General features: G+C 39.9%; 13 protein-coding genes and 1 riboswitch. All 13 genes read right to left on the bottom strand.

What is annotated here, in order from left to right:
- Positions 1-122: 122 nt before the first annotated feature.
- The 13 genes from M1G14_RS10110 to M1G14_RS10050 all read right to left on the bottom strand — a co-directional run bounded on the left by M1G14_RS10110 (position 123) and on the right by M1G14_RS10050 (position 14974).
- On the bottom strand, positions 123-1361 hold the full coding sequence (locus M1G14_RS10110; RefSeq protein ID WP_049523259.1) for an MFS transporter: 1239 nt from the start codon (positions 1359-1361) through the stop codon (positions 123-125).
- A 213-nt stretch (positions 1362-1574) separates the two neighbouring features.
- Positions 1575-2441: an Rgg/GadR/MutR family transcriptional regulator gene (locus tag M1G14_RS10105; RefSeq protein WP_049486277.1), complete on the bottom strand. Its 867-nt coding sequence runs from the start codon at positions 2439-2441 to the stop codon at positions 1575-1577.
- Between the two features lie 443 nt (positions 2442-2884).
- Complete coding sequence (locus M1G14_RS10100) at positions 2885-3595, bottom strand: ABC transporter ATP-binding protein (RefSeq protein ID WP_049523369.1); 711 nt, start codon at positions 3593-3595, stop codon at positions 2885-2887.
- Complete coding sequence (locus tag M1G14_RS10095; protein ID WP_003005595.1) at positions 3595-4359, bottom strand: ABC transporter ATP-binding protein; 765 nt, start codon at positions 4357-4359, stop codon at positions 3595-3597. Before M1G14_RS10095 ends, M1G14_RS10100 begins: the two co-directional genes overlap by 1 nt.
- On the bottom strand, positions 4359-5306 hold the full coding sequence (locus M1G14_RS10090; protein WP_031576352.1) for a branched-chain amino acid ABC transporter permease: 948 nt from the start codon (positions 5304-5306) through the stop codon (positions 4359-4361). The genes M1G14_RS10095 and M1G14_RS10090 overlap by 1 nt, the downstream gene beginning before the upstream one ends.
- Positions 5307-5309: 3 nt before the next feature.
- The gene (locus M1G14_RS10085; protein ID WP_021153669.1) at positions 5310-6179 is read right to left on the bottom strand and encodes a branched-chain amino acid ABC transporter permease; all 870 of its coding nucleotides are present in this window, start codon (positions 6177-6179) and stop codon (positions 5310-5312) included.
- A gap of 81 nt (positions 6180-6260) precedes the next feature.
- A complete protein-coding gene (locus tag M1G14_RS10080) occupies positions 6261-7418 on the bottom strand; it encodes an ABC transporter substrate-binding protein (RefSeq protein ID WP_023918808.1) in 1158 nt (385 codons plus the stop codon).
- Positions 7419-7526: 108 nt separating this feature from the next.
- Positions 7527-7805 (bottom strand): DUF2129 domain-containing protein, encoded by a 279-nt coding sequence (locus M1G14_RS10075; protein ID WP_003013098.1) that lies wholly within the window; start codon positions 7803-7805, stop codon positions 7527-7529.
- A 277-nt stretch (positions 7806-8082) separates the two neighbouring features.
- Positions 8083-8673 (bottom strand): ATP-dependent Clp protease proteolytic subunit ClpP, encoded by a 591-nt coding sequence (gene clpP, locus M1G14_RS10070; protein WP_021153673.1) that lies wholly within the window; start codon positions 8671-8673, stop codon positions 8083-8085.
- 128 nt (positions 8674-8801) lie between these two features.
- Positions 8802-9431, bottom strand: a complete 630-nt coding sequence (gene upp, locus M1G14_RS10065) for a uracil phosphoribosyltransferase (RefSeq protein WP_003005574.1) — start codon at positions 9429-9431, stop codon at positions 8802-8804.
- 219 nt (positions 9432-9650) lie between these two features.
- Entirely contained in the window at positions 9651-12311 is a 2661-nt protein-coding gene (mgtA, locus tag M1G14_RS10060) for a magnesium-translocating P-type ATPase (protein WP_049471749.1), read from the bottom strand.
- 207 nt (positions 12312-12518) lie between these two features.
- Positions 12519-12676, bottom strand: a riboswitch (M-box (ykoK) riboswitch).
- A 35-nt stretch (positions 12677-12711) separates the two neighbouring features.
- Positions 12712-13875, bottom strand: coding sequence for a MalY/PatB family protein (locus tag M1G14_RS10055; protein WP_049522820.1), 1164 nt, complete (start codon positions 13873-13875; stop codon positions 12712-12714).
- 1 nt (position 13876) lies between these two features.
- Positions 13877-14974 (bottom strand): cystathionine gamma-synthase, encoded by a 1098-nt coding sequence (locus tag M1G14_RS10050; protein ID WP_247926570.1) that lies wholly within the window; start codon positions 14972-14974, stop codon positions 13877-13879.
- Positions 14975-15162: the final 188 nt, after the last annotated feature.

Genomic DNA, 15162 nt, shown 5'->3' with positions numbered 1-15162 from the left:
TTATTATACTTGATTTTAAGAATGATTTCAAACGCTTTCAGCAGTTTTCTCTTGTTTTCAAAATTTAGAAAAATCAAACACACGTACCTTTTTATTCAACATTTAAATCTTGCAAACTAATCTTAGTCACTAGTAACCGATTTATTAGAAAATAAGGAAAGTACAAATACCACAATAGATAATAATAAGAATGCACTCCAAGCAAACTGAAAGTTCCAAATGGATAAACTTGTAAACAAAATAGTTGCTAATGGCATTGATAATACTGATATAACTTTAAAAAAACTACTAGTTTGTGCAAGAATTTCCGGTGGAAGTTTTGCCATTAATAGACTATTTAATTTGGGATTTACCTTACTACTAAGATACATCATGAATGCCAACACACTAAAGGAAATAAATTCCAAACCATTTATCCAACCACATATTCCTATTAAAATTAATAATCCACTATCTATTTGAAGTATTTTAATAAGTGAAAGCTTAGAAAAATAATCATTAGGGGTCATTCCACCAATTAGGGCTGAAACAAATAATATTGTTTGAAGTAAAAACACCGACTGAGCAAAAGATAAACCAAAGGGAGTTATTTCTGTAAATTTTAAATTGTACATTATTAAAATAGCACTACCTAGCGAATTTAATCCTAAAATTGAAAAAATCATTAGACCAAAACGTACTTTCTCTTGATATTTAAATATACTTTTACTATTTTTGTAAAGGTTCTTAAGTTGTGAGATAAACCCATTTTCTGGTGAATAATTAACTTCTGGATGTGTCAATTGTCTTTGGATTTTAAGCAATACCATCGATGATAATAAGAAACTTATAGCATTTATCGTAGCTAAAAAGAAGAAATTATTATGAGAAATCGTTAGTAACCAAACTCCCAAAGTTTGACCAGAAATCAAAGTTATTTGACTAATTACTTGATCAAAAGAGTACGCTTCCATCAGGTCTTCTTCGGGAATGTGTGACTGAAACATAGGTAATACTAGGCCTCTTCTGTACTCTGCAATACAATCTGATAGGATGTTAATGAAACATACAATCGAGAAAACTAGCCATGAATTTTCTTTCGATAAGAACGCAACCATAATAAATAATACTGCTTGTATATATCCTAATAATAGCAACCACAATTTCTTATTCTTTGTTTTGTCAGCCTGCATTGCAATAAAAAGAGCACAAATCGTTGGAATATATTGTATAAAACTTGCTACACCAACCGCCAATTTACTATTCGCCATACTTGCCGCAAAAACTACAAAAACAAGATTATAAATAGTTGATCCTAAATCATCGAAGAAACTAGACAAGACGAGATTCCTAAAAAAAATATTTCTTAAAAAAACTTTCATCTGCTATACCTTTCTAGTAGAAACTTGATAGACATAACTTCATTCAAATAAAAAATATTTTTAAGTTTTTCAGAATTACTTTTTCTTTTATATGAATTAACAAAATATCGAAGTATTTAATTGTTATATCTAAATATAGTTTACTACTAAATTTTAAATATTTAACAGAGTTTCAAATATGAAATATCCTATCTCATACATCTAATTTTTTGTCTAATGTAAATGTATCCCAAACTGGTCCAATTTTACCTCTAAAATATTAATCAGTTGACTATCACCAACAACTCGAAGAGACTCTATAAATTGCTTAATTTCCTTTTTAGAATTTTTTGACTTTAAGTAATCATTTACTAATTTTAAAAATTTTAACAACATGATTTCTAGCATATCATATGGGAAAAGAAGCTTTTCTAGCTCGTGTATAAACAATGGAACTTGAGTATCAATTTTTCTTAAAATCAATTCGCCAATTAAATTTATGTACGTTAATTTTAAAGAACTTAAATTGTGTTTAAGAAAATTATAGTCTTTAGTCCTTTCCGCAAGCTGTTCTCCAAAAAATAATAGATCTTCATCTGAAATTAAAGTCATTGTATTTCCAAATACATATAATTCAAACCATGTCCAAGATTCAATTGAAAATAGATAATCAACCAATACTTTTCTATCTTCTATATTTATTTCATAGTTTTGATCTAATGAATGAATCGCATTTTCAATAATAAACGACTGAATTCTTTGATATCGATCCGTTTCTTCACTCTGTAACACTTCAGTTAATAGATACTCTAATCCTTTAATATCTTGTTTCAAAAATAAAGTTGATATTTTTTTACCTAAAATGATATCTTTAGGTAATTCATAATTATTTAATTTATGGCCAAACTCTTCAAAAGTCATGTGGATTGATTCTATCGCTATTAATAATTTATCAGCACTTAACATCGTTTGCCCATTTTCAAATTTAGACAATTGTGCTATGCTTAACCCTTTCCTAGCAACATCCTTTTGTTTTAAGCCTCTGGCAATTCTCAGTTCCTTATATAATTCACCCAATTGAATTTTTCGATCTATATGCATAACTTATAATCCATTTCAGTCATTAGTAATTACGTTTATTTTACCAAATTAATAAAGGAAATTATATATTTTAAATTATTTTACTAAGAAAAAATCTCAGCCAGTAAAAATGAAAAAAGAAAGGCCTTCAGGACCTTTCTTTCGAATATTGTAAAACTATCTTTCCTATAATATAAGATTAATAATTCTTCATAATAGAAATTATGCTATTTTTTGAATCATTTGGGAGTATATTGAAACTTTCCGCCGTGAGAAAAGTGCTTGAAACAAGATTGTTTCAAGCACTCGGGAGTTTTGAGACCTTAGGCTCAAAACTAAGTCATGGAACTTCGTAGAAGTTCGCTGACGTCCGTACTCACCTAAGGAAAGTTTCTAAATTTTCTTTGTCATCAATACGAAGAAAGGTTTCGCTATCTTTTCCTTTCAAACAAACTTTAGAAATCTTACCCACCCAAATAAGCCTTGCGGACTTCTTCTGAAGCTAAGAGTTCTTTTCCTGTTCCGGTAAGAACGACTTTCCCTGTTTCCAAAACATAACCGCGGTCTGCGATGGCAAGAGCCTTGTTGGCATTTTGCTCGATCAAGAGAACAGTTGTCCCTTGTTTTTGGATATCTTGGATGATATCAAAGATTTCTTGGATAAAGATTGGGGCCAATCCCATAGAAGGTTCATCCAGAAGCAAGAGTTTTGGCGTTGACATAAGTGCACGACCCATTGCTAGCATTTGTTGTTCCCCACCAGATAGGGTTGCTGCATCTTGGTTCTTCCGTTCTTCCAAACGTGGGAAACGAGAAAAGACTTTCTTCAAGTTAGCTTGATTTTCTTCTCGATCTTTCTTCAAGAAAGCTCCCATTTCCAAGTTTTCCATAACAGTTAAGCCCGGAAAGACGTGACGACCTTCTGGAACTTGAGAGAGTCCTGCTGCTACAATCTTTTGAGCAGGAACCTTTTGAATCTCCTGACCCAAAAACTTGATTTTCCCAGCACTTGGACGCACCAAACCTGAAATGGTACGAAGAATAGATGTTTTCCCAGCACCGTTAGCACCGATAAGAGAAACAACTTCCCCTTCATTCACCTCGAAACTGACATCACGGACAGCCTGGATCATGCCATAGTGTACAGAAAGATTTTCAACTTTTAACATAGACATTAGGCTTCACCTCCTAGATAGGCTTCGATTACGCGTTTGTTGGTCTTGATTTCATCTGGCGTACCATGGGCAATCAAGCGACCATATTCCAATACATAAATCCGTTCTGTTACTTCCATAACCAAGCTCATATCGTGCTCGATCAGCATGATCGTAATATTAAATTCTTTTTGAATGCGACGGATCAATTGGGTCAATTCTGCTGTTTCTTGAGGGTTCATCCCTGCAGCAGGTTCATCCAAGAAGAGGATTTTTGGCTCTGTAGCAAGGGCACGAACGATCTCCAAGTGACGTTGTTGTCCGTAAGCTAAGTTTTTGGCCAAGGTATCTGCTTCTTTTTCCAAACCAAAAATCGCTAACAATTCAAGTGCTTTCGCTTTCAAAGCTTCTTCATTCTTGTAATAGCTTGGCAAGCGGAAAAGACTCGCAAAGACATGTGGTTTGTGGTGATTGGCAAAGGCAATCAAGACATTGTCCAAAACGCTTAAATCTTTAAAGAGACGAATATTTTGGAAAGTCCGTCCCAGACCACCTGCAGCGATTTTATATGGTGCTTTACCATTTAGCAACTGACCATCTAAGGTAATGGTCCCTTCACTTGGTTCATATACCCCTGTTAGGAGGTTGAAGAGGGTTGTTTTACCGGCACCGTTGGGTCCGATCAAACCAACCAATTCCCCTTCATTGAGTTCCATGGTCACATCCCCTACGGCTGTCAAACCACCAAAGTTTTTTGTTAAATTTTTTACTTCAAGAAGTGCCATTAGTTAGCCTCCTTTTTTGAGAGTAGTTTTTTCAAGCTGAATTCCCATGTTCCAAGAAGACCACCTGGACGGAAGATCATCACGAGAATCAAAGCCAATGAGTAAATGATCATACGGACACTTGAGAAATCTTGAAGCACCATGTTCAAGATACCCAAGACGATAGCTGCCACAACTGTTCCTGACATTGATCCCAAACCACCAAACACGACAATGATCAAGACATTAATAGTATTGGTGAAAGAGTAGTCTTTAGGAACAACCGAGCCGATAAAGCCGGCTTGGAGAGATCCCGCAATCGCCGCTGTGATCGCACCAAATACAAAGGCAATGACTTTGACTTTGGTCGTATTGATCCCAACAGATTCTGCCGCGATTTCATCTTCACGAACAGAAAGGGTAGAGCGTCCAATTGGACTGCGTAAGAAGTTAATGGTAAAGATCGTTGTAATGACAACAAAGAGGTAAACCAATTGCCAAGTTGTAAAGGCCGGCAAACCAAGGATCCCAGCAGCCCCATTTGTTAGAGTACCACCATTGACGATCAAGATCCGGATGATTTCAGAAACCCCAAGTGTCGCAATCGCGAGGTAGTCCCCTTTCAAACGAAGGGTTGGAACCCCAACGATCAAGGCAACGACACCAGCAATCAAAGCACCTAAAACCATCGCGCCAAAGAAAGCCCCATAGGTTGGTGATTTGGAACCGAGAATGGCTGCAGAATAGGCACCAATCGCCATAAATCCGGCATGCCCGAGTGAGAATTGACCTGAGAAACCAACAATGAGGTTCAAGCCAACTGCAAGGATAATATTAATTCCAATTTGTTCTAAAATTTGGATATAGAAGAGGTTGAGCACACCCGCTGCAACCAAGACTTGGATCAAGGCAAAACCTGCGACCAAAAGACCAAGCCAGACTAAATTCAGTTTTAAATTTTGTTTCATGGCTTACACCTTCTCTTTCACATTTTTACCGAGGATACCTGCTGGACGGATGAGCAAGATCACAATCAAGATGGCATACACAATGGCATCACGGAAGTCTGAAAGACCGATCGCTGTAGCGAAGGTTTCCAACAAACCGATAACAAATCCACCTAGGGCAGCACCTGGAATGATTCCGATTCCTCCAAGAACGGCTGCGACAAAGGCTTTGATCCCTGGTGTCATCCCCATCAAAGGCTCGATCGAGTTGTAATACAAACCAATCAAGACACCACCAGCACCTGCCAAGGCTGATCCCAAAGCAAAGGTAAAGCTGATCGTACGGTTTACGTTAATCCCCATCAATTGAGCGGCATCACTATCCACAGATACAGCCCGCATGGCTTTCCCCATCTTTGTTTTTTGAATAATAAATTGAAGAGCGACCATCAAGAAAACAGACACTCCCAAGATCATCAACTGAATATTGGAGATTGAAATAGGACCGAAGTTGTAACGAACCGTTTTAATCACTTGCGGGAAGGAACGGGTATTGGCACCGACGAAGAAGACCATCCCATATTCGAGCAAGAAGGAAACCCCGATGGCTGTGATCAAGGCTGCAATCCGAGTCGAATGACGAAGCGGACGATAAGCCAGGTATTCAATTACAACCCCTAAAATAGCTGTCCCAACCATGGCTAGGAGCAAGGCGACAAAGAAGTTCACTTTCCATGAGTTCAATAAGAAATATCCCATAAAGGCACCTACCATGTAGATATCCCCATGGGCAAAGTTGATCAATTTGATAATTCCATACACCATGGTATAACCAAGGGCCAAGAGTGCATAGACACTCCCCAAGATTAGACCGTTCACTAATTGCTGGAGCATTTGAACCATCCTTTCTAACAATAAAGAGCGAGGCCAGGAATTTTCATTCTCCCAGCCTCTTGTACAAACAACAAATGATAATTATGGTTTAACAGACTCAACTGATTTGACTTTACCATCTTTCAAGCCAATCATAAGAGCTGATTTAACCGGGTTGTGGTTCTTGTCAATTGACATTGTACCAGTCACACCTTCCAAGTCTTTCAACTTCGCAAGGTTATCTTTCAATTCGACAGAGTTCTTAGCACCTTTAGATGCTTCTGCAACCATGTAAACTGAATCATAAGCCAAAGCTGCGAACATTGAAGGTTCTTCATTGTATTTTGCTTTGTATGCTTCTACGAATTTCTTGGCTTTATCAGTCATTTCACCTTCAGTAGAGAATCCAGCTACGTAGTAGATATCTGTAGCTGCAGCAGGTGTTGCTTGTTCAACAAATTTAGCATCGCTAAATCCATCCCCACCAATGATTGGTTGTTTGATTCCCATACCACGCGCTTGGTTTACGATCTTACCAGTTTCTGTGTAGTAACCTGGAAGAACAATCGCATCGAAGTCTTTATCTTTGATTTTTGTAAGGGCAGCTTGGAAGTCTGTATCCTTAGATTGGAATGTTTCTGTTGCTACGATTTCACCTTTGTAAGACTTCTTGAAGGCTTCAGCAATCCCTTTAGCATAGTCAGATGAGTTATCGTAGTAAAGAACGACTTTCTTCGCTTTCAAGTTATCAGTTGTGTATTTGGCAATGATTTTTCCTTGGAAGCTATCGATGAAGGTTGCACGGAAGAGGTAATCTTGACCTTTTGTCAAATCATCTTGAGTTGCTGATGGTGTAACCAATGGAACACCTGCTTTACCAGCATTGGCAACCGCTGCTGCAGTAGCACCTGAAGTTGCAGGTCCTACAAGAGCGTTCACTTTTGATTGGGTTACAAGGTTTGTAGTGACTGTAGCTGCTTCAGCTGTTTCAGATTTGTTATCTTTATCTGTGACAACGATCTTCTTACCGTCAGCTCCACCCTTAGCGTTGATTTCATCAACGGCTAATTGAGCACCTTTTTGTTCGGCACTACCGTAGGCTGCTACTTCACCAGTTTTTTCAAAGTTAAAACCGACTTTTAGTTCTTTGCCGATTTCGTTACCAGTTGTGTTTGAACCTGAAGTAGAAACTTCACCACAAGCAGCAAGAAGAGCGACACTTGCAATGGTTAAAAATGAAAGAGCAAATTTTTTCTTCATTTGTAATGATCTCCTTAAATGAATCTTAAAATAAATACATTAAGAATATACCGAATTATCTGACAATTGTCAATAAAAAAAGCGCAATCCATCAAATGATTGCGTTTTCTAACCTTCTGTGACTACAGATGGGGTCTCCAATCGTTGCAAACTTCCCACAAAATCTGTATCTAAATCTTTTAGATGGCAAGGCAAAACCTTTTTTACATAACGTTCTTTCTTTAAGTCTTCCATGACTTGATCGGCCTTGTCACTGTCCACATACAATTGGACATAACGGCATTTCTTAGAATGGTACAAGACATCTCCGACTGATTGTAATTTTTTCCCGTCTCGATTGTAATACAATTTAACAATCAAGCCTGTTCTTTCTTGTTTCTCAAACATGGTTAATCCCTTTCTCGTTCTGTTACTAGTATATCAAATTTCAAGAAAAAGGACTACTCTTTTATGGGAGCAAAAAAGAGAGTGGGACAGAAATCGGTAATTCGTTAGAATTCGATTTCGTCGTCCCACCTCCGCACAGTTGAGTAGGGCTGTAAAAGCTGATGAAATCAGCGTAGTAGAGCCCACTCAACCACTGCGTTTTGCTCGACAATCCAAAAATAATTGAGAGGCTAGGACTTTTGTCCCAGCCTCTTGACGGACCTTCCCATAGGATGGTTTAACCCAATTTATTATTGGCCATGATTTCATCAATAAAGCCATATTCAAGTGTTTCTTGCGCGCTCATCCAATTGTCACGTTCAGCATCAGCATGCACTTTTTCAATGGATTGACCTGAATTTTCCGCAAGGATTTTTTCCAAGTTATTCCGTGTTTTGAGCAAGTGTTCTGCTGCAATCGCCATATCGGTTTGTTGGGTACCACCACCAGTACCACCCATTGGTTGGTGAATCATGTATTCAGCGTTTGGCAACATGAAGCGTTTGCCCTTCGCGCCGCTTGAAGCGATAATAGTTCCCATAGATGCTGCCATCCCCATAACAATGGTTTGGACATCTGACTTGATAAAGTTCATAGTATCTACAATGGCAAGACCTGCAGAGACAGAGCCACCTGGGGTATTGATATACATATAGATATCTTTTGTATTATCTTGGGCATCCAAGAAGAGCAATTGAGCGATAATGGAGTTAGCCATTTGGTCCTCAACTGGTCCTGTTACCATGATAATTCGATCTTTCAACAGACGGGAATAAATATCGTAAGAACGTTCTCCACGACTGGTTTGTTCAATAACTACTGGAATCATCTATTCTTCTCCTTTAGTATCCATTCATTCTCACGATTCGTGAGGTTCAAAGTATATGTGCTATTATAAACCAATGGTCAAAAAAGGTCAAATTTTAAGCACCTTTCGGACGAATCATGAATGGTTTCTTATTTGGTACCGAATAAACGGTCACCTGCATCTCCAAGACCAGGAACAATGTAGCCATGTTCATTCAAATGATCATCGAGGGCTGCTGTAAAGATATCAACATCTGGGTGAGCTTCTTGAAGAGCTTTCACCCCTTCTGGCGCTGATACTAGACAGACAAATTTGATATGGCTAGCGCCACGTTTTTTCAAGGAATCAATCGCTAGAATAGCGGATCCACCCGTAGCAAGCATTGGGTCTACTACAAAGATACGACGTTGATCAATATCTTCTGGCAATTTCACCAAGTATTCAACTGGTTTCAAGGTTTCTTCATCACGGTACATCCCGATATGGCCAACCTTAGCAGCTGGTACCAAACTCAAGAGACCATCAACCATCCCAATCCCTGCACGAAGAATTGGGACAATAGCCAACTTCTTCCCTGCGATTTGTTTTTGAACGGTTTTGGTAATAGGAGTTTCAATTTCAACATCCTCAAGAGGCAATTCACGCAACACTTCGTAGCCCATCAACATAGCAATCTCATCTACCAATTCACGAAAGGCCTTCGTAGAGGTATCTGTACGACGAAGAATAGACAATTTGTGTTGAATCAGTGGATGTGTAATAACTTCTAATTTTCCCATTTTGAGATCCTTCTTTCTAAGCTGTTATTATTCAAAAAAGAGCTATGATAAAAGTGGAGTCAAGCTCTACTCTTTCTTTCAGTCCCTCTTTGATACTCACAGCACATGGAAATCTTCATTTCCAACTTTACATTCTTCTTATTATACCAAATTTTACAAAAAAAAGAGAGCCCTTACACTTAATTTTTTAAGTTCGGACTCACTCTTTCTATCAATCAATTACAACCATTCTTTGTATTTCTTAATATAGATACGTTTGACAACCGTCACACTCAGCATATAGAGGACGATAATCGCAAACAATAGAACAAAGTACAATCCATTTAGTTGGCTCAACTTCAAGATAGAAGCCAAAGGACTATATGGAAGGGAGGTTACAAAGAAGGCTGCTGCTAGGGTCGTCACCACGACTGAGAAGGCTGGACGACTTTGGATAAATGGAAGTTTTGGTGAACGCAACATATGAATAACCATGGTTTGAGACCACATAGATTCAATAAACCATCCAGTTTGGAACACCATGATAAAGGCTGCTGCATCTGCTGCTCCATGGTTGTACCCATGACCTAAAATCATAGGAACAACAAGGAAGTAAAGAAGCATGTAGGTAATAATATCAAATACAGATGAAATTGGACCAATCCAGGCCATGAAGCGCATGATAGAGTTTGCTTCCCAGATACGAGGTTTCTTGAGGAATTCCTTGTCGACATTGTCAAAAGGAAGGGCGATACAAGAAAGATCATAGATAAGATTGAGCACAATCAAATGAACAGGAGCCATTGGAAGGAAAGGCAAAAAGATGCTGGCAAAAAGCAAAGAGAAGATGTTCCCGAAGTTAGAAGAGACCGTCATCTTGATGTACTTGGTCATATTGGCATAGACCTTGCGGCCTTCAACCAAACCTTTTTCAAGGACCATCAAGTCCTTATCCAGAAGGATGACATCTGCCGTTTCCTTGGCGATATCCACAGCGGTATCCACGGAGATCCCAACGTCTGAGACCTTCATGGATGGAGCATCGTTGATCCCATCTCCCATGTAACCCACCTTGTGGCCATTGTTCTTGAGGCAGAGGATGATCCGCGCTTTTTGATCGGGTGATAATTTGGCAAAGACCGTTGTTGTTTCCACAACTTGTGCTAACTCTTGGTCTGTCATCGTATCGATTTCGCTTCCCAAAAGAATCCGCTCGACATCTAGTCCTACTTTTTCACAGACAGCTTGGGTGACCTTTTCATTGTCCCCAGTTAAGATCTTGGTGGTTACCCCATATTCTGCAAGAGCTTTGATCGCTGGAGCTGCAGAAGGTTTTGGTGGATCAAGAAAGGCCAGGTAACCAGTTAGGATCATGTCTCGTTCATCTTCAACACTAAAGATGTCATTTTCGTCCAAGTCGGTTTTGTAGCTGACGCCCAATACACGAAGACCTTGTTCATTTAATTGAGCAACTTCAGCGAGGACCTCTTGACGGACTTCATCTGTCAGGCGTTTAATCTCCCCCTTGTACTCAACATAAGTCGATACAGAAAGCATTTCTTCCAAGGCACCCTTGGTCACCATGCTGACCACACCGTCTTCGTCTTTGACAATGACACTCATGCGACGACGTTCAAAATCAAAGGGTAATTCATCAATCTTATGGAAGGTTTGATCCAGATCGCGAACAATCTCATGTTTCTTGGCTTCTTTCTGGGTCCGATTGATAATCGCCCGGTCCATCAAATTTTTTAGCCCGGTTTGGAAATAGGAATTCAAGTAAGCCCGACGAAGAACTGATAGATCCAATTCGCCATGGATATCAAGCGGATACTCCAAAACGATTTCATCTTGGGTCAAGGTACCTGTCTTATCTGTACACAAAATATCGATAGCGCCAAGGTCCTGGATGGCATTGAGTTTTTTGATGACGACTTTTTCCTTGGCCATGATGATGGAGCCCTTAGCAAGACTCGCTGTAATAATCATCGGCAACATTTCTGGAGTCAAACCAACCCCAACGCTGAGAGCAAAGACACCCGCTTCTAACCAGTCACCATCTGTGAGACCATTGATCACAAAGACAATGGGCACCATCACTAACATGAGCCGAATCAAGAGCCAAGAGATGGTATTCATTTCTCTCTCAAATGAGGTTGGTTCGTCATAGGTGTTGATGGTTTGCTCAATAGCACCCATCATGGTTTCATCCCCCACGACCAAGACCAAGGCTGTCGCCCGTCCGGAGATGACATTGGTTCCCATGAAGGCCAAGCTTTCACTCTCCAAGAGACTATCTAGATTTTGACTGTCGGCTTTTCTGAGACAAACCTTTTCAACAGCATCACTTTCCCCTGTGAGGCCAGATTGTTGGACAAAGAAGTCACGGGAATCAATCAAGACCACATCTGCTGGAATCATATCGCCGGCACTTAGTTTGATCACATCTCCTACGACGATTTCATCGATCGGAATTTCTTGTTCCGATCCATCACGCAGAACGGTCGCTGTATTGACAATCATACGTGATAAGTTGCTAGCTGCTTTGTCGCTCCGCAATTCTTGAATGAAGCGGATACCACCAGAGATCAGGACCAAGGTCACAATGATGATGGAGGTCGTTGGATCCTGTTCACCTGGTTTTGCTAGCCAAACATTGGTGATGAAGGAAACCAGCGCAATGACCAACAAAATCACTGTAAAAGGATTGATGATCGATTCATAGATCTTTTTGATCATAGAATCTTCTTGACCTTTTGTGATGACATTTTCGCCATAAATATCGCGGTTTTCTTCTACTTGATCGTCAACTAAACCAAGGGCACTAGTTTTGTAGGTGGCAAAGGTGCTTTCAAGTGGTTCTTGAAGAGCAGCAATGAGTCTTTCTTTATTTGTTTGCATTGGTATCTCCTTTTTCAATCAGGAGCCAATCACTTTTGGAGTCCCTACGACACAAATCAGCGATTGGCTGGTTCGGTGCGGTTCGGGATGATCGTCGATTTGTATCATAGCTCTCTCCTTTCTCTTTTCTTGGTAAGGCATAAAAAAGAGTCCTACCCTCGATCGGTAGGACTCATGAAACTTGTCATTTATTTTTCAATCAAAACTCTCAAAAAACTGACCGTCCAAGCTTTAGCTCCACAAGGCAATGAAATGAGCTTAGTCTTGACCTTTGCGATCAGGACTGTTGACCAACGAGTAGTGTCTCCACTGCTTTGCGGTAGTCATCCGTATCCTTGTGGTAGCCTCACCTACCGTATTTCGAGTTTATTGTACTCCTTCACTTACAGAAAGTCAACACTTATTTGTGAAAAGTTTCCACCAAGCGTTTGGTGATTTCTTCAATGAGGGTGAATGGAGCTGCCACATTGAGGCGGGCATGCAAGTTTCCTTCTTTTCCAAAATCTGTTCCACTGTTCAAAATCAATTTGGCTTGGTCATGAATTTTAGCATGCAGCTCATCATCGCTATAAGGATAGGCTGAAAAGTCCAACCAAAGAAGATAGGTTCCTTGGGGCTTCATGACACGGATTTGTGTCTTTTCATGCAATTCATCTACTACATAGTCAATGTGTTTTTCAAAGACTTGCTTGAGCTCTGTCAACCAAGGTTTACCATGGCGATAAGCCGCTTCTGTTGCAATATAGCCCAAGCCTGAGATTTCATGTTGGTTATTGGCCAATTGCCGTTGTTTAAAAGCCGTACGAAGCTTTGGATTTTCAATGACCACATAGGAATTTTTTGTTCCTGCAATATTGAAAGTCTTGGTTGCACTGGTTAAGATCAAACTGAAGTCTTTAAAGCTTGGATCAACCGTGTTAAAGCTGGTATGACGGTGGCCAAACAAGGCCAAATCTTGGTGGATCTCATCTGAAACGAGAAGGACACCATGTTTTTGACAGAGGTGGCCGATTTTTTCCAAGACTTCACGATCCCATACACGGCCTCCAGGATTGTGCGGATTACACAAAACATAGAGTTTCACCTTTTGCTCCACAATGTCTTTTTCCAGCTGATCAAAATCAATTTGGAAAAGACCATCCTTTTCAACTAATGAATTTTCGATCAATTTTCGACGATTGAGCTTGACACTTCGGGCAAATGGAGGATAGACCGGTGTATTGATTAAGACAGCATCCCCTTCCTTAGTAAAGGCTTGAATAGCTGTTGAAATAGCCGGAACAACGCCTTCGATAAAGACGACAGCTTCCTTGTCAAAGGAATAGCCATGTTCTTCTTTTTCCCAATCAAGGATAGACTGGTAGAGGCTATCCGATGCATAGGTGTAGCCATAGACCATTTGGTCTGCATAGCCGATAACAGCTTCTCGTACTTCTGGAATGACATTAAAATCCATGTCCGCGATCCAAGCTGGAATGATTTCTGGATCTGTCTCAGTTTCTTTCCACTTGTAGGTATGGTGGGTCAAGCGATTCGGTAAAGTCGTGAAATCATATTTGGTCATCTTAAGCCTCCAATGCTTGTTTCAAATCTTCAATCAAATCATCCGCATCTTCGATTCCGATGGACAAACGAAGAAGATCATCTGTCAAACCGTATGAATGGCGAACTTCTGCAGGAATGTCCGCATGAGTCTGAGTGGTAGGATAAGTGATCAAGCTTTCAACTCCGCCAAGGCTTTCTGCAAAGGTAAAGACTTGAAGGGAATTCAACAAGTTAGGAATTTTTTTCTCATCTTGAATTTTAAAGGAGACCATTCCACCTTTTCCAGTGTAGAGGACTTCTTTGACCTGAGGGGAGGTTTTCAAAAACTCTACCACCTTGCGAGCATTCTCTGTGGAGCGCTCCATCCGAATAGAAAGCGTCTTGAGACCACGGATCAAGAGATAGCTGTCAAATGGTGAAAGAACAGCACCTGTCGTGTTCAAATTGTAAAAGAGTTTGTCATACAAGTCTGAATCATTTGTCACGACAACACCAGCCAAGACATCGTTGTGACCAGCCAGGTACTTGGTTGCTGAATGAAGAACAATATCCGCTCCCTCTTCAATCGGACGTTGATAGATCGGGCTATAGAAGGTATTGTCCACCACGACTTTGGCACCTTTTGCATGGGCCAATTTGGCTAAATGAGCAATATCAAATTCCAACATCAATGGATTGGTTGGTGTTTCAATATAGAGGACATCCACCGGATCATGATCTAGATGGTGGATCAGTTCTTCTTCTGTATTGGCATAGGTGAAAGAGAAACGACCTTCTTGCTCTTGTTGGTTAAACCAGCGGAAAGAACCGCCATAAAGGTCACGAACGGCTAAGACTTTTGAACCAACTGGGAAAATGCTAAAAGCAAGCACAATGGCTGACATTCCAGAGCTTGTCGCCAAAGCATAATCTGCACTTTCGATAGCTGCCAAAGTCTTCTCAGCTGTTGCGCGTGTTGGATTTTTCGTACGGGTATAGTCAAAACCTGTAGACTGACCAAATTCTGGGTGTTGGTAAGTCGTAGAGAAATGCAAAGGAGTTGTCAAAGCTCCCGTTGCTTGATCCGACTTGATTCCTGCCTGTGCCAAGATAGTATTGATATTGCGTTTTTTACTCATATTGCCCTCCGATAAACATTCAATCTAACTGATTACTATTTTATCACTATTATGAGGAGAGCGGTTTTCCCATTTTCAAGACCTAGCTATAGTTTCAAACTATAAGAAAATAGAGTGGGACAGAAATCGGTAATTCGTTAGAATTCGATTTCGTCGTCCCACCTCCGCACAGTTGAGTAGGGCTGTAA

Source organism: Streptococcus parasanguinis, assembly GCF_023109675.1.
Taxonomy (GTDB): domain Bacteria; phylum Bacillota; class Bacilli; order Lactobacillales; family Streptococcaceae; genus Streptococcus; species Streptococcus parasanguinis_I.
Note: the sequence above shows the minus strand (reverse complement) of the source record. Positions and strands in the feature narration are given on the sequence as shown.